A 24705-nucleotide genomic window follows, 5' to 3' on the forward strand; every position below is an offset into this window, starting at 1 on the left:
AGAGTTTTTTCTAGAGATTATTCATAGGATCTGCATCACTGAAATGCCCCCATTTTAGTTTTGCCCCACCAAGAATATGAAAGTGTAAATGGCCAACTTCTTGCCCACCGTTATCTCCGATATTTGTTATAACTCTATATCCCGTCTTATCTATTTTTACTTCTTTAACAACTTTTTGTATAAAGCTAGTAAAACCTGACATAGTTTCTGGTTTCACATCATCAAAACTATCTACATGTACTTTTGGAATAGCGAGTATATGGACTGGTGCTTTAGGATTTATATCGTGAAAAGCAAGAAAGTTTTCATCTTCTAGTATTACATTTGAGGGTATTTCATTATTAACTATTTTACAAAATAGGCACATATTAAATCCTTAATTTTGTTTAATTATAACATACTAAAAGTCTAATGAAGCTATTTATAACTTATATTAAAGTATAATAATAGATAAAATCAATAATTATGGAAGAGTAAATTTGAAAGAATGGTATGATAAAATAAATGAAGCTAAGGATGTTCAAACACTTGAAGACATCCGTATAGCTGTATTTGGTAAAAAAGGTGTTTTAGCAGCTGAATTTATAAAAATGAAATCAGCGCCAAATGAGGAAAAATCTCAAATAGCTAAAGAATTAAACACTCACAAATCGACTCTAATGAATGAGTTTACAGCAAAAAAAATAACACTGCAAACCCAAGAATTGCAAATAGCTATGAAAGCAGAAGCAATTGATGTTTCAATGTTTAGTGCTCGAAGTCAAGCAGGTGCCTTACACCCTGTTATGGAGACAATGGACAAAATCGTAGAATATTTTTCATCTATGAACTTTGCAGTAAAAACAGGTCAGATTGTTGAAGATGACTTTAACAACTTTGAAGCACTTAACCTTCCAAAGTATCATCCTGCACGTGATATGCAAGACACATTTTACTTTAAAGATGAGATGATGCTTCGAACACATACATCACCTGTTCAAATTAGAACTATGATGAGTACTAAGCCTCCCATTCGCATGATAGCACCAGGAGCCGTTTTTCGTAGGGATTATGATTTAACACATACACCTATGTTTCACCAAGTTGAAGGTCTATTAGTAGATGAAGAAGGAACTGTTTCTTTTGCAAATCTAAAGTTTATTTTAGAAGATTTTTTAAAATATATGTTTAGTGATGTTGATGTTCGTTTTCGTCCATCATTCTTTCCGTTTACGGAACCTTCTGCTGAAGTAGATATCTCTTGCATTTTTTGTAAGGGAGATGGCTGTCGTGTTTGTTCTCAAACGGGATGGTTAGAAGTTCTAGGATGTGGAATTGTTGATCCAAATGTTTTCGAAGCTGTGAAGTATGAAAATGTTAGTGGTTATGCCTTCGGACTTGGAGTAGAGCGCTTTGCGATGCTTATTCACCAAATTGGAGATCTTCGTTCACTGTTTGAAGGTGATTTAAAGTTACTGGAGCAGTTTCAATGATAGTTACAAAATCTTGGTTAAATGAGTGGATAGATCTTCGTGCAATATCAACTGATGAACTTGCAAAAACTTTTAATGCCATAGGACTGGAAGTAGATAGGGTTCATGAATATAGAATTCCAAAAAAAATTATTTTTGGAAAAGTTTTAGAATGTGAAAAACACCCTGATGCTGATAAACTAAATGTATGTCAGGTTGATATCGGCTCAAGTATTCGTCAAATTGTTTGTGGTGCTTCAAATGTGAGAGCTGGATTAACTGTTGTAGTCGCTGTAATTGGAGCTCAAATGCCTTCAGGTCTTACTATAAAACCTGTACAATTGCGTGGTGTAGACTCTGATGGTATGATATGTTCAGCAGAGGAAATAGGACTACCTGACTTGGGTGATGGTATTCTTGAAATAGATGAGAGTATTGGTTTATTTGAATTAGGTCAAGAAGTAAATGAAAACAGTATTTTTAATGATGATCTCATAGAAATTGAACTTACTGCAAATAGAGGTGATTGTCTAAGTATTAGAGGTGTTGCGCGTGACCTTAGCGCGGCATTTGATAGACCTATTAATGACTACATAGAAACTGATAATGATGAAAAACGTGGAATTGGAAGAGTCTTTTCTTTAATTCATGAGAAAAATTTAGATGTCAATTTACAGTATAAAGCACTTGATTTAAAAGAGTTAGAAATTCCATTATCTATAAAACTTAGATTAGCTCAAATTGAAGAAAATCGTGAGTGTGATATAGAAGCATTACTTCTTTATGTAACACAGAGTACAGGTGTTATTTTACGTGCATATAAACATGACTTTTTTTGTGCTGAAAATAAAAAAATGGCTAACGTGGCACTAACTGAAGACGAAAATGGATTTGCATGCATTTCAGGAACTAGTACAGCTTCTATTGTTGGTATTATTCAAAATGATGAGTCAAAAACTGCTGGGACAGAGGGAACAATCCTACTTGAAGCGAGTTATATTCCTCCTGAAATAATTTCTAAAAAGATGTCAGAGTCGAAGATGGCTTCAGGACCTATGTTTTATAAAACATCAAGAGGTAGTGAACCTGAATTGACAATGGGAATATCTTACTGTGTTGATTTAATTGAATCACATTCAAGAAGTTCTACATTTAGTGGTAAAACAGAATTGACAAATCCTTTTAAAGAAAAAATTGTCATTGTTACAAAGCAGGAAATTGACAATATTATTGGTGCCGTGATTGATAAAATAGTTATCACAAAAATATTAAAAAATCTCGGGTTTAACATATCAAAATCATCGGCAGATAATTTTGTAATTAGTGTGCCTCAGTTCCGTCATGACATACTTAATAAACAAGATATAGTTGAAGAGATTGTAAGAATGGTTGGTATTGATAATATACCATCTAAACCATTTCTTCTTAAAGAAGATAATCGACTAGAGGATAACTACTTTGAGTATAAAAAACGTAGTATTTTTCGACATCGTGCAGCATCAACTGGTTTTAATGAATCTGTTCATTTTGTTTTTGATGAAAAAAAAGTTCTTAATAATTTTGGTTTCCAAACAACTATTGAAGAACTAGAGCTTTTAAATCCTATTGTCCAAACATTAGATACTTTAAGACCAACTCTTTTAACAGGATTACTAAAGGCAACATCTGCGAATGTTAAAAATGGTTATTCTTCTGTAAAACTTTTTGAGATTGGTTCTGTATTTACTCCAACTCGGGATGAATCATATAAATTAGCTATGATTTTTTCAGGAGATAAAGAACAAGAGGGTTTATCAAACTCAGGAAAACCACAAAAGATAGACTTTGCATATTTTACTCAGAAGGTTTCTGATGTTATTGGTTCATTTGAACTAAGAAAATATAATACATTACATACTCTTTCTCATGATTTTCAAACAGCAGAAATTTTGATTGATGGTACTGTAGTTGGCGAACTTTTTAGAACACATCCTCATGTAGAAAAAGAGTATGATCTAGAAACAACTTTTATGTGTGAAATAGACTTTGAGAAAATTCCATATAGCCTTAAAATAGCGCAGAAAACATCCAAGTATCAGGCATCTTTTAGAGATTTAAGTGTTATTATGCCACAAGAGATGAGTTATGAAAAAGTTAAAACTGTCATTGAAGCGAATGCAACACAAGAAATAGTGCGTTTTTATCCTGTAGATAGATATAGCGATGATAGCTTAGGTGAAAGTATGAGCTTAAGTCTACGCTTTGTACTTCAGTCAACTAAAAAAACATTAGAAGAAGAAGATATTACACTTTCAATGAATACAATTTTAGAATCACTTCAGCGTGAGTTAGGTATTGGCCTAAGATGAGTAAAGTTGTAGTTACCCCTTCAAATAGCTTTTCGCTTTGTATTGATGACATCGCTTCTGATAAATCTATATCTCATAGAAGTGTTATGTTTGCTATGCTTGGTAATGGTGTAAGTACAATAGAGAACTTTTTACGTGCTGAAGATACAATGAACTCTTTAGAAATTGTTAAAAACCTTGGTGCTGTAGTAGAAGATGATGGAAAAATTATAAAAATATCATCAAAAGGAATTCAAGAGAGTTTTGAAGTTCTTGACTGTGGTAATTCTGGAACAGGGATGCGTTTATTTTGTGGACTTTTAAGTTCAGCTTATGGGCATTTTGTTCTAACTGGTGATAAATATTTACGAAGTCGTCCTATGAAACGTGTTACGGGGCCTCTTCGTGATATTGGTGCAATTATAGATGGTAGAGAAGAGTCTAATCTTGCACCACTAAGTATTCGTGGAGCATCGTTGAAAGCTTTTGATTATAAGAGTAAGATAGCATCTGCACAAGTAAAATCTTGTATGATACTAGCAGGACTCCGAGCTGATGGTGTTTGTACATATACTGAACCAGAACTTTCTCGTGATCATACTGAAAGAATGTTACAGGGAATGGGAGCAAATATCAAAGTTGATGGTTTTAAAACAACTATTACTCCGATGAAAGAACTTCTCTCACCTTTAACTATTAGGGTGCCAGCAGATCCTTCAAGTGCTTTTTTCTTCGCTGTTGCAGCAGCAATAATACCTGATTCGGATATTTTGCTAGAAGGGCTTACCCTTAATCCAACACGAATAGAAGCTTTTAAAGCACTAGAGCGAATGGGTGCAAATATAAGCTATGAGATTAAAGATAACAAGTATGAACCAATTGGTAATATACATATAAAATATGCACCACTTTATGGTATCGTAGTAGAAGACAACATATCATGGTTAATTGATGAACTTCCAGTACTTTCAATAGCTATGGCTTGTGCTAAAGGTGAAAGTCTTGTTAAAAATGCCGAGGAACTTCGTGTTAAAGAATCAGATAGAATTTCTACAGTGGTGGAGGGCCTTCGTACTTCAAATATAGAAGTGCATGAGTATAAAGATGGATATAAAATTGTTGGCGGTGAATTAAAATCATCGGTAGTAGATAGTGATGGTGATCATAGAATAGCAATGAGTTTTATTATTGCAGGACTAAAGTGCGGGATGGAAGTTACAGATTTAGAATGCATCAATACATCTTTTCCAAACTTTTTTGAATTACTTGAAAAAATTACAAAAGTTGAGAAATAATGAAAATAGAACTTGCTGAGAATTATGGTTTTTGTTTTGGTGTTAAACGTGCTATTAAGATAGCAGAAGAAAATACAAATTCTGTTACATATGGACCTCTAATTCATAATTCAAAAGAGATTGGAAGACTAGATAAAAACTTTAAGGTTGGTCTTAATGAAGATTTTAAATCTTTTAAAGCTGGTGAAAAAGTGATTGTTCGAACGCATGGCATAGTTAAGGATGAATTAGTACAACTTCACTCGAAGGGTGTTGATGTTGTTGATGCGACATGTCCTTATGTGACAAAACCACAGGAAATTTGCCAAGAGATGAGTGAGGCAGGTTATGATGTATTGATTTTTGGGGATGAACAACATCCAGAAATTAAAGGTGTAAAGTCTTATGCAACACATGGAGCTAGAGTTGTTACTTCGGTAGAGGATGTGAAAAATATGAAATTTAAAGAAAATATTGCTTTAGTTGCTCAGACAACAAGAAAAGTCGAAGATTATATGATGATTGTAAACTATCTTATTCCGCGTTATAAAGAAGTTAGAGTCTTTAACACTATATGTAATGCTACTTTTGAAAATCAAGAAGCTGTATATGATATTTCAAAAAAAGCTGATGTAATGATAGTAATAGGTGGAAAGAATTCATCTAATACTAAAGAACTCTTTAGTATTGCTACCGATAATTGTCCTGACAGCTATCATATAGAAGATGAAACTGAAATTTTAACTACTTGGTTTGATAAAAAAGAATTTTGTGGAATTAGTGCAGGAGCTTCAACTCCTGACTGGATTATAAAAAATGTAATAAATAGTATAGAAAAATGTGTTAATTGATTTAGTTTTTATTAACACTTTCTTTTTCTTTTCAGAGTTCTTCCTCATTTTTATAGCTATATAATCATTATTTAGATATAATCACGACAATTTTTATGTAACAGAGGATAGATAATGGCGTTCGATAACGAATTATTAGATGAAGAGAATTTTGCAGCAATGTTTGCAGAAAGTGAAAAAAAGCAAGAAACAAGCCGTATAGTAGAAGGTGAGATTGTTGAGATCCAAGAGGATGAAAACAGAGCATTAGTTGGCGTTGGCGATAAGCTAGAAGGTATTATAAACCTTGATGAGATTCGTAATGAAGATGGTACACTCAAGTTCGCTTGTGGTGATAAAATTAAAGTTATGCAAATGGGCTATTATAATGAGCGTCCTAAGATTTCTTATACAAAAGTTTTAGAGCAAGAAAAAACTATTGAGTTTATTGAAGCCAACAAAGACGATTTTGAAGAATTAATCATCGAAGGTATAATCACTAAAAAGAATCGTGGTGGTTATGTAGTTGAAGCTGATGATGTTTCTTTCTTTATGCCACGTTCACTTGCTGCATTTAAAGAGACTGACGAAGTTGTTGGTCGTAAGATCAAAGCACAAGTTGTAAAGATAGATCCAGCTGAGAACTCTATAGTAGTTTCTCGTCGTAAACTTTTCAATGAAGAGCGCAAAAAGAAAAAAGAGATTATTGATCAACTTATGGCAGAAGATGTTGTTGTTGAAGGGACTATCAAAAAAATCACTTCTTACGGTATGTTCGTAGATGTTGGTGGTGTTGATGGTTTAGTTCACTACAATGAAATTAGCTATAAAGGTCCAGTCAACCCTTCAAAGCTTTATAAAGATGGCGATGTAGTAACTGTTAAAGCTATTTCTTACGATAAAGATAAGCGCCATCTTTCGTTATCTATTAAAGCTGTTATATCTGATCCATGGGCTGAAGTTGAGTCTGAATTAGATGAAGGCGATACTATTACAGTAACAGTTTCAAATATTGAAGCTTATGGTGTATTTGTTGACCTTGGTAATGATATTGAAGGTTTCTTACATATCTCAGAAATTTCTTGGAACAAAAATGTTAAAAATCCTAATGATTATTTAACTGTTGGCGAAGAGATAGATGTTGAAGTTATTGAAATTAATTCTAAGACTCATAAACTACGTGTTTCTCTTAAGCGTCTTTTACCAAAACCATTTGATGAGTTCATAAAGAACTATAACGAAGGTGACATTGTTACTGGAACTATCACTTCACTTACTGACTTTGGTGCGTTTGTTCGCATTTCAGGTGTTGAAGGTCTTTTACATAACCAAGACATCTCATGGGATAAAAATACAAAAGCAAAAGAAACTTTAACATCTGGTGATGAGATTGAAGTTAAAATTGCTAAAATCAATTCAGAAGATCAAAAAATATCTTTAAATCGTAAAACTCTTTTAGAGTCTCCGATAGATAAATTTGCTACAGCGAATAAAGTAAACTCAATCGTTTCTGGAACTATACGTGATATTAAAGACTTTGGTGTATTTGTATCTCTTGAAGATGGTGTTGATGCACTTATCCGTGACGAAGACTTGGAGCCACTTGTAAAAGGTGAACTTGAAGCTGGACAAACTATAGAAGCGGCAATAGCTAATATTGATACAAAACGCGATCGTATACGTCTTTCTGTTAAAAAATTAGATTATCTTAAAAATCAAGAAATGCTTGAAGAGATTAATGACACGGAGTCACACTCTTTAGGTGACCTAATAAAAGATAAATTTCAGTAAGCATTGCTAAAATGCAAAAGATTTTAAAATGGCTTACTCCACTCATTTCAGTAGGAGTAGCTATTTTTATTATCTTTTTTCTTATATCTATTAATTCCCAAGGGAAATTTATAGAAACTGAACCTCTTATTCTGAATAGTAAAGTTGTAATACAAAAGCCTGAAAAAGTCTGGTTAGAACACTTTTCAAAATCAGAAAAATTCGGTTATTCTTACCCTGTTAATGAAGTTTATGTCAAAGTAGACTTAAAAGAAAAAATAACTAAAACTATAACTTATAAGTTATATGCAAAGATTTTAGATCCCTATCAACTTTTTTGTCTGAAAGAGGAACTAAAAAATCATAAACTGAAGTATCATCTTGAAAAAGAGAATACAAATGTAGTTTTATTTATTTATTCACGAGATGTTAATAAATTAAATAAATTAGTTAAAGTACTAAAAGATTATAAAATTATGGCAAAAGTAATGTCGTACAAAGAGGAATATTAAATGAAAAAATATACTGTAGTTGTTTGTGACCATATACATGAAGCTGGCCTTAAAATGCTTCAAGAAGATGAAAATATTAATTTTATATTAGCGGCAGATGAGCCTAAAGATAAACTAATTAAAGAAATTATTCCAAAAGCTGATGTCGCTATTACTCGAAGTTCAACAGATGTTGATGATTTCTTTTTAGAGAATGCTACAAATTTAAAAGCCGTTGTTCGTGCTGGTGTTGGTGTTGACAATGTTGATATTCCTGGATGTTCTAAGCAAGGTATAATTGTTATGAATGTACCAACTGCAAATACAATTGCAGCAGTTGAGCTTACTATGGCTCATATACTTTCATGTATGAGAATGTTTCCATACTCTCATGACCACTTAAAAAACCAACGTATATGGAAACGTGAGAAGTGGTATGGTTATGAAATGAAGGGCAAAAAACTTGGTGTTATTGGTTTTGGTAATATTGGAAGTCGTGTAGCAAAACGTGCTCAAGCATTTGAAATGGATATTGTTGCATTTGACCCATATATTAACCCATCAAAGGTTACTGACCTTGATATGACTTATACTAAGAACTTTGAAGATATTTTAGCATGTGATATTATTACAATTCATACACCTAAAAATCAAGAGACTATTGGTATGATTGATGAGCCTGAATTTGCTCAAATGAAAGATGGTGTAGTTGTGATTAACTGTGCACGTGGTGGTCTTTATAATGAAGAAGCACTTGTTAATAACTTAAAAAATGGAAAAATCCGTTTTGCAGGTATAGATGTATTTAACAAAGAACCGGCTACAGATCATCCACTACTAGATCTTGATAATGTAACAGTATCTCCTCACCTAGGTGCTAATACATTTGAGTCTCAGTATAACATTGGAACACAAGCTGCAAGTAATGCAATAGAAGCAGCAAAAGGCATCGCATATCCACATGCAATGAACTTACCAATTGATGAGTCAAAAATACCTTCTTTTGTAAAACCATTTTTAGAAATGGGACAGAAAATAGGATTTTTAGAATCTCAAATTAATAAAAATCAGATTATTTCAATTAAAGTAACTGGTCATGGGGAAATAGCTGCATATGTAGAGTCTCTTTCTACTTTTGTTGCAGTGGGTGCAATGAGCCAAAATTCTGGTGACACAATAAACTATGTTAATGCAGAGTTTGTAGCAAAAGAAAAAGGTATAAATATTGAGGCAGAAGCATGTGCTGATTCTTCAGTTTATAAAAATCTGATTACTATTAAACTAACTACATCAGAAGGCACTACAAGTATAAGTGCTACTATCTTTGATGATAATGTACAGCGTTTAGTTAATATTGATGGTTTTGATATTGATGTTGCTCTTCGTGGTGGACTAGTTATGTTTAAAAACACAGATATTCCGGGTGTGATTGGAAGTGTTGGTACAGTACTAGCAAATAATAAAGTAAATATTTCAGATTTTTCACTTGCAAGAAATGACAACAAAGAAGCTTTAGCTGTCATCTTAGTAGATGATGCTGTTGGTGAAAAAGCACTTAAAGAGTTAGCTTCTCTTGATGCGTGTATAGGTGTTAACTACGCTTGCATTTAAAAATTTTGCTTTGGAGTATATATTTAACTATTTCTTGAGTATAATAGAAAATAGAATATTCTAAAGGAATTTTACCATGTCTTCTTCTAAATATTTAATTTACTTTTGCTTTTTTCCTCTTTGTATCTAGTAATTTTTTATATATTTTATAGTATTATTAAATACACTTAATGTAATAAGAAACGCAAAACAAACTTCTAAATCATTTCATTTTATGAAAATAAATAAAGGGTAAAATATAGATATGCAGATGCTAGTAGACTCCCTAAGAGAAAAAGGGAAAATATATAAAAAAATATTAGAAATTTCACCTAAAGATTTAGGTGTAAGAAATAAGATAAAAATTTATAATGCAAAAGATACACATAATGTTTCTTGTGCTATTTTTGCCGTAAGTCAAAAGAGTCGTCTCCTTATGAAAGATGTTCATAAGTTTGAAGAAATATTTATAAAACTTACTCTTTTTTGTGAGCATAATTTTAAAAATAAAATAATTTTTATTGATGCTCCTTTATGTTCTAAAGCAGCTATTGCATTTAAAGAAGTAGGCTGGAAAATTTATTAATGCTGTTATGTGATATAGGGAATACTTCTTATCACTTTCTTGATGGAGAGAAAGATTATAAAAAAAGTGTGGATTCTTTCAATCCAATTACTCTTACTCAGAAAGTTTATTACATTAGTGTAAACAAAAAAATTAACCAAACTCTTGAGCCATTACAAAATTGGATTGATCTTGCTCAGTACATTAATAAAGATAGTTACTATGAGACTATGGGAATAGATAGAATTTTTGCACTTCAAGCCACAGATAATGCAGTTGTTGTTGATGCCGGCAGTGCTATTACAGTTGATGTCATAAAGAAAGGTGTTTTTATGGGTGGATTTATCTACCCTGGTATAAATGCAATAAGTAAAACATATAAAGATATTTCACCTGCCTTAGATTATCCATTTAATTATGAGATAGATTTAAACAAACTCCCTAAAAATTCTGGGGATGCTATAAGTTATGGATATTTAAAAATATTACATAGTGAAGTGATGTCATATAAGTTACCCATTATTTTAACTGGTGGTGATGCCCTGCGACTTCAATCACTATTTGAGGATTATACTATTGATGAAGCTTTGATATTTAAGGGTATGAAAAACATTCTAATTAAACTTTGAGTTATATTTAGATAAAATTCGATAATTATAAAGATTACAAAGGGCTCATATGCTAACAGTTGCACTACCAAAAGGTCGTATTGCTAAAGAAACACTAGAAATATTTGAAACTATCTTTGGTGATGGTTTTAAATTTGATGATAGAAAACTAATTTTAGAAACAGAAAACTTCCGTTTTTTACTTGTTCGTAACCAAGATGTTGCAACTTATGTGTTCCATCAAGCAGCTGATATTGGTGTTGTTGGACTTGATACACTTGAAGAGCAGGGCTTAGACGTAGTGCGTTTACTTGATCTTCGTCGTGGTGTTTGTAAAGTTTCTATAGGCATGAAAGTCGGTGAAAAACTTGACCTAAGTAAACCAGAACTTAAAGTGGCTTCTAAGATGGTTAATATCACGAAACGCTACTTTGAAGAACGTGCCGTAAGTGTAGAAATTATTAAACTTAATGGTTCAGTTGAACTTGCACCTCTTATCGGTTTAGCTGATATGATAGTTGATGTAGTTGAAACTGGTACAACGATGAAACAAAATGGACTTGAAGTAGTTCAAGACATTATGACTAGTTCAACATACCTTATAGCAAATAAAAATTCTTATATTGCAAAAAAAGATGAAGTTTTAAGTATTTATGAGAAGATTAGCGAAGTTATAAAAGCAGAGAATAAATAAATATATGACAAACTTAGATTTATATGCAAAAGCTGAGCATCTACTTGGTATAGAAGATGCCACAGAAGCTCTCTATGACCTTTATCGTTCCGAACTTGATGAGAAAGATGTAAAGACTCTTTTAGATGTAGGTTGTGGTCGTGGTGGCTTTATGACTCGTATGAAGAGTGATGGAGTGAGTACAAAAGGAATCGACCTTAGTACTCTAATGGTTGAGGAATGTATCAAAGCAGGTTTAGATGCAGAGTGCATAGATATAACTGAAGTCGAAGGTACGTTTGATGCGATAGTCAGTATCTTTGATGTTTTAAATTTTATGGATAAAACAGAACTCATAAGATTTCTAAACGCAGTCGCAGATAAATTAGAAGACGATGGTGTATTTATTGCAGATATAAACACTCTTTATGGTTTTAGTGATGTTGCCGAGGGCACTATGTCTAATGATACTGGGAATGAATTTTTAAGTGTTGATGCTAGTTTTGAGAATGATGAACTCCATACAAAATTCACACTTTTTGAAAAACAAGAAGAAGATGTTTATAAAAAATATCAAGATACAATCGTACAACATTTTCATAAGATAAAAGTATTTCAAAATATAACGAGTTTGAAGTTAGTAGAGAAACAGACTTTTTCCCTCTATGACACAGAAGATAAAACTCTACTAATCTTTAAGAAAAAGTAGAGTTACTCTAGTTAGTTTAAATTAGGTGCTGGCGTTGTCGCACTAGAAGCTGGCAACATAGGCACAGCTATAACCCCTTTTCTTCCTTCTAACGATTTTAAAAACTCCTCGATAGATTTTGCTTGTTTATTTGTAAGTTTTGTTCCAAGTTGAATTCTAGCCATTTCTTTTATTGCCTCATTTAAACTTTTAATCATACCGTTATGAAAGTAGGGTGCAGTTTGTGTTATATTTCTAAGCAACGAAACTTTAACCATACCATATTTATCACCTTTAAAATCACCTACATTCATGTGTTTATAAGTTGCAGTTACATTAAATGCATTCATCCCTCCACCTATCCCAACACCATTATGACAAGATGTACAGCCAACTTCTATGAAAGTTTTAAGTCCATCTTTTTGTGCTGTGTTTAAGGCATTTTCATCTCCATTCATAAAGTCATCAAATGGAGATGGTGTTACGAGTGTTCTTTCAAAAAGGCCAATAGTATCTGTTATTTTTTCAAAAGTAATCTTCACATCTTGCCCATATGCATTTTGAAACTCTGTTACGTAAGAAGGCATAGAGTTTATAGTTGTGCTTACATGCTCTTTTGTCGCAGCCATTTCAGGACCAGCTTGAATTGGACCTTGTGCTTGAGTTTCTAAATCTGGGTCTCTGCCATCCCAAAATTGTCTAGCATTAAAAACAGAGTTATACACAGTTGGTGAATTTAAATGGTGAGGATTAACCGTCCACTTATGTCCAACAGCTGCTTCTATTCCATCATCACCACCTTCACCAAGGTTATGACAAGAGTTACAGCTGATAAAACCACTTTTAGATAGTCTAGGGTCAAAATAAAGCTTTTTCCCAAGACTTACTTTTTTATCTGTTATATGATTCTTTGGATTATCTATAAGTTTTAAAAGTTCACTCTGTGAGTTTGGTATAGGCATTAAACCTGCTTTTGTTGCATCTTGTGATAAAGATGAAGCCATAAGTACCGATGTCGCTGAAAGTATAAATAATATTGATTTTATCATTGTATATATCCTCGTATTAGTGCTTATATATTATAAGATGAATAGACTAAGAAGAAGCTGTAGCAAGGTACAATATAGATATCTCTAGCTTAATTGTACTTATGTTATAATCCTTATAAATACACACCATTGAAAAAGAAGTAAAATTAATGCGTTCATCCGATGTAAATGAGATTTTAAACAACAAAGAAAAACTTTTAACACAGACATATTTTGAACTTCAGAGGCATTTTGAAGAGAAGTATGGTAGTGATACTGTCGTGTTTATGGAGATTGGAACTTTTTATGAAGTCTATGAAGTAAACAATGATGAAGAGCAGATAGGAAAAGCTAAAGAAATAGCGGAACTGCTCAACATACAACTCACCAAAAAAAATAAATCAATAATAGAAAATTCAGATAAAAATCCACTTTTAGCAGGTGTTCCAGCCGTCTCTTTTGAACGCTATTTAAGTCGTCTTATAAACGAGCAAAAATACACTATTATCGTAGTCAAACAAAAAGGCAAGCCTCCTAAAATAAGTAGGTATATAGCTCAAATAGTTTCTCCTGGAACAAATTTTGAACATATTATAGATAATGATGATAACTATATAGTATCAATTGTTGTCGATAAATATAAAGACATTTATAGTGTTGGTTACTCAGCAATCGATGTTACAACTGGAAAAACTTGGTTGTATGAGACACACTCAACAAGCGAGGACCCCGCTTATGCACTAGATGAGGTGTTTAATCTTTTAAATGTTTATAAAACAAGTGAAATAGTCGTTACCTTTTTAGATGGCATAGATGACCAGAGACATGTGATGTCATACTTAGAAATTCCTGAGCATTATCACTACTCAGTAAATAACACTCGCCCTCGCATAGAGTTCCAAAATGAACTTTTTAAAGAAGTGTACCAAATCCAGTCTCTACTTTCCCCTATAGAGCACTTAGACCTTGAACGTTCCCCCGCTATAACAGAGTCTCTAGCCATTCTTATAAACTTTGTTATAGAACATGATTATCACATAGTTCAAAAGATGTCACAACCACATTTAATAGACAACAGACGTTTTATGTATCTGGGAAACAATGCATTAGAGCAAATGGGAATCATCTCAAAAGATAAACGCGAGTTCACACTTTTAAAGATGTTAGACAGAAGTGCTACAGCTATAGGACGGCGTTTACTCAAAGAGAGACTTTTAAACCCCATCATGGAAGAGGGTGAACTTAACCGTCGTTACAACCTAATAGAGAGGGTTTCTTCTCATATACGTTATCTTGATGAGATGATGCGTGGTGTTTATGACTTGGAGAGACTTTCACGACGTTTACGACTCTCGCGTTTACACCCTTTTGAAATGAACCATATTTATGATTCCATGGAGAGTGTAAAAGAGTTAATGCTGTATGTAAAAAAGCACAAGATTCAAAAAACTCCTTTTCATGAGAGTGAAGTAGAAGAGTTTTTACGTGACATAAACAAGAGCATTGACCTTGATGTGTCACGGCGTTTTACAAGTGCGACGGTAGATGAGAACTTCTTAATGAACGGTGTCGATGAGACCATAGACACTCTTGTAAAAGAAAATGCTGTGATGATCATCGCGTTTGAAGACATTATGAAAAAGATAGAAGTACTTTTAGAGTCCGTTAATGCTGGAAGTTCAAATAAGCTTGTTAGTTTAGGACTTTTAGAAAAAGAAGGTTACTATATTTCTTTGTCTAAAAATAGATTTTCATTGATAGAGCAAGAGTTTAAAAAAGATGAGTATTTTTTAGAATTTAATGTCAAAAAACTTACAAATTCAGTAAAAATCACCTCTGCTTTTACAGATACTATTTCAGATAAAATCATGAAAAACAGACGTAAAGTAGTGAGTCTTGTCAAAGATAGATATATGCAACTTCAATCGACTTTTGAGAGAAGATACTCACTTCTTTTTGATAGAGTAATAGCTTATGTTTCAGACCTTGATGTTGGAGTGAGTTCTTCAAAAGTTGCCCAGATGTATAAGCACTCTCGTCCAATGATTGTAGAATCTCATAATGACGAAAATTTTATGCAAATCATGCAGCTGAGACATCCACTCATAGAGATTCAAGAACGCGGTGGAATCTATGTTCCAAATGACATAGTTATGGGAAATCGTGACAACATGGACCTTCCACATCCCCAGACAGTCATGCTTGAAGTAAGCGTGCATGATGGACATGATATAAACGGAGTTTTACTGTATGGAATTAACTCTAGCGGAAAGTCCTCTCTGATGAAAAGTATAGGAATAGCAACATTAATGGCTCAGTCAGGTTTCTTTGTCTCTGCTGCTGTTATGAAGTTTACTATTTTTGATTCACTTTTTACTCGCATCGTTTCTCGTGACAACCTTGCTAAGGGACTTTCTACCTTTGCAGTTGAGATGCTAGAGATGAAAAATATTTTCAACCGTTCTACTGTTCGCTCATTAGTCTTAGGTGATGAAATAAGCCATGGAACAGAAACTCTTTCTGGTGTTGCCATCGTTGCTTCTGCCATTATGAAACTTGCAAAGACACGATGTTTATTTCTTTTTGCAACGCACCTGCACCAACTCTCAACTATGAAAGAGATCACTTCTCTTAACAATGTAGTAGATTTACATCTAAGTGTTGAGTATGATGAGAGTAAAGATACACTGGTTTTTAACCGTGTTTTACAAGAGGGAAGCGGAAGTAGTATATATGGTTTAGAATTTGCAAAATCACTTCATATGGATAGCGAATTTTTAGACACTGCAAATACAATCCGTAAGCGTTTATCAAATGACTTTGATGAGTTAGAACTTCTTGTGAAGAAAAAAACAAGTAAGTACAATAAAGAGTTATATGTTACAAAGTGTATTATCTGTGGAGCGATGGCTGAAGATGTACATCATATATCTCAAAAAAGTCTTGCAGATGGTGCAGGTTTTATAGGGCACTTTCACAAAGACAACAAGCATAACCTCATTCCTCTTTGTAAAGAACACCACAACCTCATTCATGATGGAAAGATAAAAGTTGATGGTTTTATTATGACGAGTAAGGGACTTGAGTTACAGTTTGAAGAACAGATGAATAAGCCAAAAGTAGATGTAATCGTAGAACCTGAAATAAATAAAAGTGTTGAGGTTACAGAGGGTGAAGAAGAGTCTAAAGGCTTTACTTTAGATGATTGGTAGCTTCAAGAGAAATCTCTTAAGCTAGAAGTGTTTTAACACACTCATTTATACGTTTACCATCGGCTTTTCCAGCAAGCTCTTTAGATGCCATACCCATAACCTTTCCCATGTCTTTCATCGTAGTAGCACCAACTTTTTTTATGATGCTTTGTACAGATGAAGTAAGTTCTTCTTCACTGAGTTGCGCTGGTAAATATGGTTGATAAAATGCTATTTCATCAAGTTCAATTTGTAATAGGTCTTCGCGTCCAGCATCTTTATACTGAGTAGCTGCATCGTTTCTGCGTTTAACCTGCGTTTGAATTATTTTGATTACATCATCATCACTTAACTCTTTACGTTCATCTACTTCTATCTGTTTAAACGCAGATATAAGTAAGCGTAGCGCATCGCGCTTTTTTGTTTCTTTTGCTTTCATCGCGTTTTTAACATCTGTATTAATTGTTTCTCGTAATGACATTGTATAAATCCTTTGTTTAAAGCTCCCGGCATATGGAACTAAAATTGCTATTATTATAGCAAAATCACAGAAACTATGGAATACAATTTATGAATATAAAATTTTCAACATTAACTTTACTCTTAACAGCGATAGCGTTACTAAATGGATGTACAGCAAAGCTTACAGAACCAGAGATAACATTTGAACCACCAGTATATGTAGAACAGATGCCAGCTAAAGAAGATAAAAAGGATTTTACATCAACCGGAAGTATCTTTGGTCAGGGGGACAATCCACTTTTCTCAGACCATAAGGCTATGAATGTGAGTGACATTGTGACAGTTGTTATTTCTGAAGCAGCACAAAGCACTAATACTGGCACGAAACAGCTTGCCAAGAGTGATACTGCAAACTTAAACGCGGGACTCCTGAGTGGTGGAGATCAAGCTAATGGCATGGTAGCAAGTGCAGTCAAGGGAATCAATGGATATACTGACATTGGATTTAATTCTGGAAGTGATAGTACTTTCACTGGTTCAGGAAGTTCTACTAAAGATGCAAGCTTTACAACAACTATTTCTGCTAGAATAGTAAAGGTACTTAAAAATGGAAATTATTTTATCTCAGGAAAACGTGAGATGCTTATTGATGATCAAAAGCAGATTATTCAACTAAGTGGAGTAATAAGACCATATGATATAGATCAAAACAATAACATTAACTCAGCACAAATGAGTGATGCAAAGATTCTTTATAAGAGTGAAGGAGATATAGATCGTGCAATTAAACAAGGTTGGGGAACTAAAATACTCAAAGCAATTTGGCCATTTTAGTCTATTATTTTTACTACTAAGTTCATTATTAGTTGCGGGGAGTTTTGAAGACTTTAAGCGAGCACAACAAGAGTCTTTTACTAAGTATGTGGATGAGCGTGATGCCGCGTTTAACAGCTACTTAAAGTCACAATGGAAAGAGTATAGTGCGACGAAGAGTAAACCTCTTTATGAAAAAGAAAAACCAAAAAGTATTACACCAACTCTTCCTAAAAAAATAAAGAGTCTTGGACCGAAAGTTCGTATTAAACTAAAAAAAATTAAAAAGGTCATTCCAAAACCAGTTATTAAAAAAATTGATATAGTTAAAAAAGTTCTCATAATTGAAAAAACAGAAGTTGAGAAACCAAAAAAAATACAAAAAGATATAAGTTTTGATTTTTTTGGCCAAGAAGTTTCATTTTATTTAGATAAAAAATATAAAACAGCAACTTTTTACCCTAAAAGTCAAAAAGGCATTATTAACTTTTTTGATATTTTAGCCTCAAGTGATTTCAGTAGTACTTTGCAAGATATAAATTCTATAACAAAAGAGTTGGCTTTAAATGATTGGGGAACATATTTACTAGTAACAAAACTTTCAGAGTCTTTATATGCAACTCCAGATGAGAGAAGACTTTTTTCATGGTTTATATTTAATAAACTGGGTTATGCAGTTAAGATTGGTTTAGCTAACAAGCATGTTGTTTTAATGCACTATAGTAAGAAAACCATATACTCCACACCAAACTATACTTTTAACAAGAAACATTTTTATGTTGTAGCTAACTATGCTAAGGGTTCAGTTGGAAAACTCTATACATATAAACAAAACTATCCAGATGCAGATAAAGCGATGGACTTAGGGCTTAAAAAACTTCCTAACTTTAAAAAAGACATTAAGTCTAAGACACTCTCTTTTAGAGAATTTGGCAATACTTATACTACAACTTACCATTATGATCAAAATCTTTTAGATTTTATGGCAACATATCCTCAAGCTGATTACGAAACATACTTTAATGCACCTATGAGTGAGAGTGTGTACCAAGAAATAGCCAAAGATATGAAAAAGTATGTAGACTCTAAAAAATCAAGTGTAGCAATAAACTTTGTTCTTAGTTTTGTGCAAAAAGCTTTTGCTTATCAAATAGACCAAGATCAGTTTGGACGGGAAAAGGTTATGTTTGCCGAAGAAACACTTTACTATGATAAGTCTGACTGCGAAGATAGAGCCATATTGTTTTCTTATCTTGTAAAAGAGCTCTTCGGTGTGACTGTAGTTGGTGTCAAGTATAAAGATCATATGGCTACAGCACTACATATACCTATGAAGGGTGATAGTGTAAAGGCTGGAAATAAAGATTATGTAATAGCAGACCCAACATATATAAATGCTAATATTGGTCAGAGTATGCCACAGTATAAATCTCAGATTCCTCAGAGTTTTATACATGTGAGGGCAGGAATTTAGAATGTAAGTGTTATTATATGTTGATAGTTTAGTTATATTTATACAATATAAAACATGGTGAATAGGGCTTGAAAGCCCTGAATTAAAGAGTTCTATAAAAAAGGTTGAAAATGATAAAGAAAACAATACTACTAGTATCGGCATTGCTGATGAGTGCTTCTGCTAGTTCATGCTGGAAAAGTGAGGAGCTTGCAAGTTTTGCACAAGATGAGTTTGACGAAAAGGCTAGATTTTCCATAAAAGACGTAGTTACCTGTAGGCCTATTGCGCATGCTAAACTTAGTTTAGGCAAAATGACATTTGAGGCAGATGAGCAAGGTATAGTTACACTTCCATTACCACCTGAAAACATGGATAGAGAACTTCCAGTAAGATTACAAAAATCAGGCTATATAACTGCGAATGAAAATGTAATGGTTGTCTTTGGTAGCTACTGGAATAATCTATTTTTAATGAGTAAAGCATTGCCTATAGGGAGTGCAAGATTTGCTTTGAGTTGGGATAAAAAACCTTCTGACTTAGATATACATCTAAAAAGTGATAACTACCATATAAGCTATAGAACAACAAAAAGTATTGCTAATCGAGTCAAGTTAGATAGAGATGCTATGAAAGGGTATGGACCTGAAACTATTACAGTAGATAAACTTGATAAAAACGATACCTATAAAGTACTTGTAAATCGCTATAGTAAAAGTGGAAATATTGATAATAAAACGCAGGTGAGAGTTTATATAAACAATAAATTAGATCGTATAGTTAGACTTAAAAACACAACTGCCACTTGTGTACAAGTAGCAACTATACATAACAATAAGGTAAAGTATAAGCTTAAAGAACTTAGTAATTCTGAGTGTAGATAAATACTCTCTCTACTCAGCTAAGAAGACCCTCCCTCAGGGTCCTCAAAAACACAACACTTCAGAAATAATTAGATAGAATAAGATAATCAATTTACAAGGTAGATATATACTATGAAAATAATCTTTCTAACCCTACTACTCCTAAGCACAAGCATCTTCGCTTCAAATGAAGCCATCCTAAAACTAGACACCAAAGGTCATACAGGAATAATAAAAGATATTATAGTCACTAAAAGTGGAGATATTATAAGTGCCAGTGATGATAAAACTATAAGAGTATGGGACTCTAATACAGGTAAAGAGAAAAGAAAGATATTAGGTCAAGTTGGTAGTGGGAGTGAGGGAAAGATATATGCCATAGCACTAAGTGATGATGAAAGGTATTTGGCTGTTGGGGGGTTTATGAATACATCTGAAGGAGGAATAAGTGTTGGTCAAATCCGTATCTACAACTATAAAACAGGGAAATTACTCCACATCCTAAAATCACATACAAATGTAGTATATGACTTAGCATTTTCTAAAGACAACAGATACTTCATAAGTGGTTCATCAGATAAAAGTGCAAAGATATGGAGTGTAAACGATAGCTTTACTTTAAAAGATACTATAAAGTTTCATACTAATGATGTATATGCCGTAAAGATAATAAAAAACAAAAGAAACTATTTCGCAATAACTGCTGGATTTGATAATAAAATAGCACTTTATGACTTAAAAAGAAAAAGAGTTATTAAATCTCACACGAGTGATTATAAACTACAATACTTAGCAACATCGCTAAAGAATGGCGGTCAAATAGCAACATGCGGATATGGCAAAGAGATACTAATATTCGACTACAACTTAAACCTAATAAAAACCATACAAAGTGAAACGAAACCAAGCGGTTTAGCATATAGTAAAAATGGAAAGTTTTTAATAGCTGGAACTGGAACAAGTCCACGAAATACCAACATATACCAAACCAACAAAAACTACTCCCTTGTCAAATCATTTAAAAAACATACCAATACTACAATGGCAGTAAACTTCATAGATAATAACACAGCTGTAAGTGGTGGTGGAGATAACAATGAAATATATACTTGGGATATAAATACCCTCAAAGTAAAACAAAAGATAGTAGGTGTTGGAAACTGTGTATGGAGTGTTGGAATAAAAGGTGATGAGATTACTTTGGGAAATAATAGTGCATATAAAAATCACAATTCAAGAGGTGATCTCCAAAAATCAATAAACCTAAAAAACTTCAATATATCAACCAACACAAACGGCTTCAAGAGAATACAAATTACAAATGGTTCATACTCTCTTAAACACTCTAAAGGTGGTGACTATGGATTTGGTGATGCAGTCTTAGAAATACAAAAGAACAATTACACACAATCCAAAATCATAAAAGATGCTACCACTGGATTAGGCCATAGATGTTATGGCTGGTACAAAGACTTCATCATAAGTGGTGGAAGTAATGGCAATTTAAAGATCTACAATAAACAAGGAAAAGAGGTAGCAAGTCTCATAGGTCATACAGGAGAAATCTGGAGTATAGCAGTTGATGGCAATAGACTTGTAAGTGGAAGTGATGACCAAACTATGATGGTATGGGATTTAAGTGAAGTTGGGGAAAATAAAGAGATTTACCCAATGCTAAACATCTTCGTAAGCAACGACAACGAATGGGTAGCATGGAGCAAGAGTGGTTACTTCAACTCATCTGTTGGTGGAGATAAGTATGTAGGTTATCACATAAACCAAGGTGCAAACAAAGAAGCAAGATATGTAGGAAGCGATAAATACTTTGATACTTTCTATAGACCTGACATTATAAGTCTTATACTTCAAACTGGAAGTGAAAGAAAAGCTATAGCTTATGCAAGTAGAACTAAAAAAGTTAAAACTGTTGATGTATCTAATGCACTACCACCTGTTGTAAGTCTACTAAGTAGCTCAAATATTAAGACATCAAGTAAGTCAATTATAGTGAAGTATAGTGTTGATAGTGATGAAGTTCTAAAAGAGATAATCATACTTCATAATGGTGAGAAGATAAATGCAAGAGGACTTAAGAAAAAGAAGAGTTCTTCAAAGACTCAGAGTATAACTATTGAGTTAAACAGTGGTGAGAATATCATAAGCATAAAAGCAAGAAACAAGTTTGCTATGAGTGATGAAGTATTAGTATATGCTACAAGAAAAACTAAAACGAAAGACATCTACAAACCAACTCTATACTTACTAAGTGTAGGTGTAAGTAAATATGAAAACCCTGAGTATAACCTAGGTGTTGCAGACAAAGATGCAATAGCTATGGCTAAGATGTTTAAAGCCCAAGAAGGTAAGGTATACAAAAAAGTCATTACTAGGACTCTTACAAATAAAGATGCTCATAGTGACAATATACTTGATGCACTTGACTGGATAGATAAAGAAGTAACATCTAAAGATGTAGCTATGATATTTATAGCTGGGCACGGTATGAATGATGATAAAGGCGTGTACTACTTCTTAAGTCATGATGCTAACCTAGATAGACTAAGACGTAGTGCTGTGAAGTGGACTGAGATAAAAGAAACCATAAGTAACCTACCATCTAAAGTAATACTACTTGCAGACACTTGTCATAGTGGAAATATTACAGGAGAGAGAAGAGATATAACAAGTGCAGTAAAAAGCATTATAAACTCAGGAAGTGGTAGTGTTATCATGACAGCTACTACAGGAAGTGGTTACTCTTATGAAAAAGCAGAATGGGGACATGGTGCTTTTACTAAGAGCTTTTTAGATGGTCTTGGAAGAATGAGAGCTGACTATGATAGTGATGGTACTATAACAGTTAAAGAGATAGACCTTTATGTTACTAACAATGTTAAGAAGCTCACAAAAGGCAAGCAGAAGCCTACAACTATCATACCAAATTCTGTACCTGACTTTGCTATTGGGGTTAGGTAGTAAAGTCTAGCAATAAGTCTATCTTACACTCTCTAATGCTTTATTATACCCTTACTTTTTCATAGTAGTAAAACTCATTACATCTTCACTCATCTCTACTTTTTTACTTATTTTCTTTTTTAATCCACGAGTTTGAGATAGTGCTTTTTTAATATCTTTAGAAATTATGTAGTAGCCACTTTCTTCATCGAATTTAGTATTTGGAAGTATATGTATCTTTTTATTAGATGCTATGACTTGGATACTTTCTACTCCAAAAGGGGGCTCTACTGTGAATGCACCAAGACTTATCCATCTAGAAGCATCATCAGCATTTACAAATTTAACAAACTTAGAGTTCCCATTTCCTTCGCTTAGTTCTAAAAGGTATGAAAACTTTCCATCTTTTGTTTGGGTATATCCAACTATGTAGAGGTATCCCATCTTATTTAGTTTTACAAAAAGTTCTATCTCTTCATCATTTTCAAAGAGTAAATTTTGGCTTCCTCTATTTGAGTTAAGTGATACTTTTAAATCACTTGAACTTATTATTCCAGCATTTAGTAATGCGTCAAAGTCTATATTTTTTGGTTTAGTTGCAAGGTCTTTATATGCATTGTTACTTATATTTAGAGTTTTAGAAGCTACAACCTCATTTGTTGTAGTGCTTAGTAGTTCATAGTTGAGAATCATTGCATTCTTAGTTAGTGTATACTCTCCTACTAGAAGGTACGCTGCACTTTTAGGTGACTTAGTAGTATGAAGTTTACTTTTTAACTCTTTAGTAAAGACTGAACTAAACTCAGTAGCAGTAGTAGAGTTTTGCATAAGAGGTGGATATACATATATATTTTTTTTAGTAAAAGCTTTTGCTAACACTGTCGCTGCAAATTCAACCGAGTCTATCTTGGAGTCAAGTTTTACTAACTCCACTTTTACTTGTGATTTTGTTATAGCTTTATTTTTTAGTATTTGAGCACCAAGTATAACGGCTACACTCTCATATCTTTCATACTCTTTTATAAGTGAGAAAATGTCTTCATATAGTTGTAGTTTTAAAGATGATGATTTAGATTTATCTATTTCGTTTAAGGCAGATTCTATTTCTTCATTTAGATTATAAAGTTTTTGGACATATAGTGCATTTACTTTTTCAGATGTTAGTACAACTTTAGCTTCAACTTCCAAAGGTTTATCTATAAAAGTAAACTCAGCTCCAAGAATAGGTAAGTTTGAACTTATTTTTATATTTGATATTGCAGATGAACCTTCATCTGTTGAATGTGATTCAAAGCTTGAACTTACTTCACTTTTTATCATTTGACAAAGGTCAGATAGTGCTTCTTTTTTAGCCTCTGTATTTGTTTTGGCAAAGCCGATGCCACTCATGGTATTAGCCGATACTAAGCTAACTAGAAAGACACTTGATACAAATATTAAAAATAATCTTTTACTCTTCATTGTAAGACCTCGTAATAATATGTGGTATTATGCTGTAAGATACCTAAAAATGACATAATGGCACAAAATTGCACCCCTGTGAATGAATCTCCACTTTTATGATATAATTTTTAACTATCGACATAATAAAATAAATAAGGATTTTTAATGCCTACAAGATTAAGAGTTGATATTAGCTGGTTATCATCATGTTATCAATCGTGGTGTAAATC

At 33.0% G+C, this 24705-nt stretch carries 20 protein-coding genes; 16 read left to right on the top strand and 4 right to left on the bottom strand.

Features of this window, described 5'->3' with window-relative positions; genetic code table 11:
- Positions 1-10: 10 nt before the first annotated feature.
- Positions 11-367, bottom strand: coding sequence for a histidine triad nucleotide-binding protein (locus HOG88_RS03810; protein ID WP_295003376.1), 357 nt, complete (start codon positions 365-367; stop codon positions 11-13).
- 112 nt (positions 368-479) lie between these two features.
- Between HOG88_RS03810 and pheS the strand changes: the two genes are divergently transcribed.
- From pheS to HOG88_RS03865, 11 genes are all read left to right on the top strand, one after another.
- A complete protein-coding gene (gene pheS / locus HOG88_RS03815) occupies positions 480-1472 on the top strand; it encodes a phenylalanine--tRNA ligase subunit alpha (protein WP_295003378.1) in 993 nt (330 codons plus the stop codon).
- A complete protein-coding gene (gene pheT, locus HOG88_RS03820) occupies positions 1469-3799 on the top strand; it encodes a phenylalanine--tRNA ligase subunit beta (RefSeq protein WP_295003381.1) in 2331 nt (776 codons plus the stop codon). Before pheS ends, pheT begins: the two co-directional genes overlap by 4 nt.
- Complete coding sequence (gene aroA, locus HOG88_RS03825) at positions 3796-5073, top strand: 3-phosphoshikimate 1-carboxyvinyltransferase (RefSeq protein ID WP_295003384.1); 1278 nt, start codon at positions 3796-3798, stop codon at positions 5071-5073. The genes pheT and aroA overlap by 4 nt, the downstream gene beginning before the upstream one ends.
- Positions 5073-5903 (top strand): 4-hydroxy-3-methylbut-2-enyl diphosphate reductase, encoded by an 831-nt coding sequence (locus HOG88_RS03830; protein ID WP_295003387.1) that lies wholly within the window; start codon positions 5073-5075, stop codon positions 5901-5903. Before aroA ends, HOG88_RS03830 begins: the two co-directional genes overlap by 1 nt.
- 114 nt (positions 5904-6017) lie before the next feature.
- Positions 6018-7673, top strand: coding sequence for a 30S ribosomal protein S1 (locus HOG88_RS03835; RefSeq protein ID WP_295003389.1), 1656 nt, complete (start codon positions 6018-6020; stop codon positions 7671-7673).
- 11 nt (positions 7674-7684) lie between these two features.
- Positions 7685-8164 (top strand): hypothetical protein, encoded by a 480-nt coding sequence (locus HOG88_RS03840; protein WP_295003391.1) that lies wholly within the window; start codon positions 7685-7687, stop codon positions 8162-8164.
- Complete coding sequence (serA, locus tag HOG88_RS03845; protein ID WP_295003393.1) at positions 8165-9754, top strand: phosphoglycerate dehydrogenase; 1590 nt, start codon at positions 8165-8167, stop codon at positions 9752-9754.
- A 244-nt stretch (positions 9755-9998) separates the two neighbouring features.
- A complete protein-coding gene (locus HOG88_RS03850; protein ID WP_295003395.1) occupies positions 9999-10319 on the top strand; it encodes a hypothetical protein in 321 nt (106 codons plus the stop codon).
- Positions 10319-10927 (top strand): type III pantothenate kinase, encoded by a 609-nt coding sequence (locus HOG88_RS03855; RefSeq protein ID WP_295003397.1) that lies wholly within the window; start codon positions 10319-10321, stop codon positions 10925-10927. The genes HOG88_RS03850 and HOG88_RS03855 overlap by 1 nt, the downstream gene beginning before the upstream one ends.
- Before the next feature lie 49 nt (positions 10928-10976).
- On the top strand, positions 10977-11600 hold the full coding sequence (gene hisG / locus HOG88_RS03860) for an ATP phosphoribosyltransferase (RefSeq protein ID WP_295003399.1): 624 nt from the start codon (positions 10977-10979) through the stop codon (positions 11598-11600).
- 4 nt (positions 11601-11604) lie between these two features.
- A complete protein-coding gene (locus HOG88_RS03865) occupies positions 11605-12288 on the top strand; it encodes a class I SAM-dependent methyltransferase (protein ID WP_295003402.1) in 684 nt (227 codons plus the stop codon).
- Between the two features lie 11 nt (positions 12289-12299).
- On the opposite strand, the gene HOG88_RS03870 is transcribed toward HOG88_RS03865, so the two are convergent.
- Entirely contained in the window at positions 12300-13316 is a 1017-nt protein-coding gene (locus HOG88_RS03870) for a cytochrome c peroxidase (protein ID WP_295003404.1), read from the bottom strand.
- 149 nt (positions 13317-13465) lie between these two features.
- Here HOG88_RS03870 and HOG88_RS03875 point away from each other — a divergent pair, with 149 nt between their 5' ends.
- Entirely contained in the window at positions 13466-16507 is a 3042-nt protein-coding gene (locus HOG88_RS03875) for a DNA mismatch repair protein (RefSeq protein WP_295003406.1), read from the top strand.
- Between the two features lie 16 nt (positions 16508-16523).
- Here the strand turns inward: HOG88_RS03875 and HOG88_RS03880 are convergent, their stop codons facing one another.
- Positions 16524-16967: a GatB/YqeY domain-containing protein gene (locus tag HOG88_RS03880; RefSeq protein ID WP_295003408.1), complete on the bottom strand. Its 444-nt coding sequence runs from the start codon at positions 16965-16967 to the stop codon at positions 16524-16526.
- A gap of 89 nt (positions 16968-17056) precedes the next feature.
- On the opposite strand from HOG88_RS03880, the gene flgH reads away from it, so the two are divergent.
- From flgH to HOG88_RS03900, 4 genes are all read left to right on the top strand, one after another.
- Positions 17057-17782: a flagellar basal body L-ring protein FlgH gene (flgH, locus tag HOG88_RS03885; protein WP_295003410.1), complete on the top strand. Its 726-nt coding sequence runs from the start codon at positions 17057-17059 to the stop codon at positions 17780-17782.
- Complete coding sequence (locus tag HOG88_RS03890; RefSeq protein ID WP_295003412.1) at positions 17727-19235, top strand: hypothetical protein; 1509 nt, start codon at positions 17727-17729, stop codon at positions 19233-19235. Before flgH ends, HOG88_RS03890 begins: the two co-directional genes overlap by 56 nt.
- Before the next feature lie 110 nt (positions 19236-19345).
- Positions 19346-20098, top strand: a complete 753-nt coding sequence (locus HOG88_RS03895) for a hypothetical protein (protein WP_295003414.1) — start codon at positions 19346-19348, stop codon at positions 20096-20098.
- Between the two features lie 111 nt (positions 20099-20209).
- Positions 20210-23053, top strand: a complete 2844-nt coding sequence (locus HOG88_RS03900; protein WP_295003417.1) for a caspase family protein — start codon at positions 20210-20212, stop codon at positions 23051-23053.
- A 51-nt stretch (positions 23054-23104) separates the two neighbouring features.
- Here the strand turns inward: HOG88_RS03900 and HOG88_RS03905 are convergent, their stop codons facing one another.
- Positions 23105-24421 carry a FlgO family outer membrane protein gene (locus tag HOG88_RS03905; RefSeq protein WP_295003418.1) on the bottom strand — a complete coding sequence of 439 codons (1317 nt, stop codon included), beginning with the start codon at positions 24419-24421 and terminating at the stop codon, positions 23105-23107.
- Positions 24422-24705: the final 284 nt, after the last annotated feature.

Source organism: Sulfurimonas sp. (genome assembly GCF_018698455.1).
GTDB lineage: Bacteria > Campylobacterota > Campylobacteria > Campylobacterales > Sulfurimonadaceae > Sulfurimonas.

Excerpts from the sequence above, each read along its gene's own strand:
- HOG88_RS03900 (WP_295003417.1), top strand. The coding sequence starts at position 20,210 with ATGAAAATAATCTTTCTAACCCTACTACTCCTAAGCACAAGCATCTTC.
- HOG88_RS03855 (WP_295003397.1), top strand. The coding sequence starts at position 10,319 with ATGCTGTTATGTGATATAGGGAATACTTCTTATCACTTTCTTGATGGA.
- HOG88_RS03880 (WP_295003408.1), bottom strand. The coding sequence starts at position 16,967 with ATGTCATTACGAGAAACAATTAATACAGATGTTAAAAACGCGATGAAA.
- HOG88_RS03810 (WP_295003376.1), bottom strand. The coding sequence starts at position 367 with ATGTGCCTATTTTGTAAAATAGTTAATAATGAAATACCCTCAAATGTA.
- serA (WP_295003393.1), top strand. The coding sequence starts at position 8,165 with ATGAAAAAATATACTGTAGTTGTTTGTGACCATATACATGAAGCTGGC.
- hisG (WP_295003399.1), top strand. The coding sequence starts at position 10,977 with ATGCTAACAGTTGCACTACCAAAAGGTCGTATTGCTAAAGAAACACTA.
- HOG88_RS03830 (WP_295003387.1), top strand. The coding sequence starts at position 5,073 with ATGAAAATAGAACTTGCTGAGAATTATGGTTTTTGTTTTGGTGTTAAA.
- HOG88_RS03870 (WP_295003404.1), bottom strand. The coding sequence starts at position 13,316 with ATGATAAAATCAATATTATTTATACTTTCAGCGACATCGGTACTTATG.
- HOG88_RS03865 (WP_295003402.1), top strand. The coding sequence starts at position 11,605 with ATGACAAACTTAGATTTATATGCAAAAGCTGAGCATCTACTTGGTATA.
- HOG88_RS03905 (WP_295003418.1), bottom strand. The coding sequence starts at position 24,421 with ATGAGTGGCATCGGCTTTGCCAAAACAAATACAGAGGCTAAAAAAGAA.
- flgH (WP_295003410.1), top strand. The coding sequence starts at position 17,057 with ATGAATATAAAATTTTCAACATTAACTTTACTCTTAACAGCGATAGCG.
- HOG88_RS03835 (WP_295003389.1), top strand. The coding sequence starts at position 6,018 with ATGGCGTTCGATAACGAATTATTAGATGAAGAGAATTTTGCAGCAATG.
- HOG88_RS03875 (WP_295003406.1), top strand. The coding sequence starts at position 13,466 with ATGCGTTCATCCGATGTAAATGAGATTTTAAACAACAAAGAAAAACTT.
- HOG88_RS03895 (WP_295003414.1), top strand. The coding sequence starts at position 19,346 with ATGATAAAGAAAACAATACTACTAGTATCGGCATTGCTGATGAGTGCT.
- HOG88_RS03840 (WP_295003391.1), top strand. The coding sequence starts at position 7,685 with ATGCAAAAGATTTTAAAATGGCTTACTCCACTCATTTCAGTAGGAGTA.
- HOG88_RS03850 (WP_295003395.1), top strand. The coding sequence starts at position 9,999 with ATGCAGATGCTAGTAGACTCCCTAAGAGAAAAAGGGAAAATATATAAA.
- pheT (WP_295003381.1), top strand. The coding sequence starts at position 1,469 with ATGATAGTTACAAAATCTTGGTTAAATGAGTGGATAGATCTTCGTGCA.
- aroA (WP_295003384.1), top strand. The coding sequence starts at position 3,796 with ATGAGTAAAGTTGTAGTTACCCCTTCAAATAGCTTTTCGCTTTGTATT.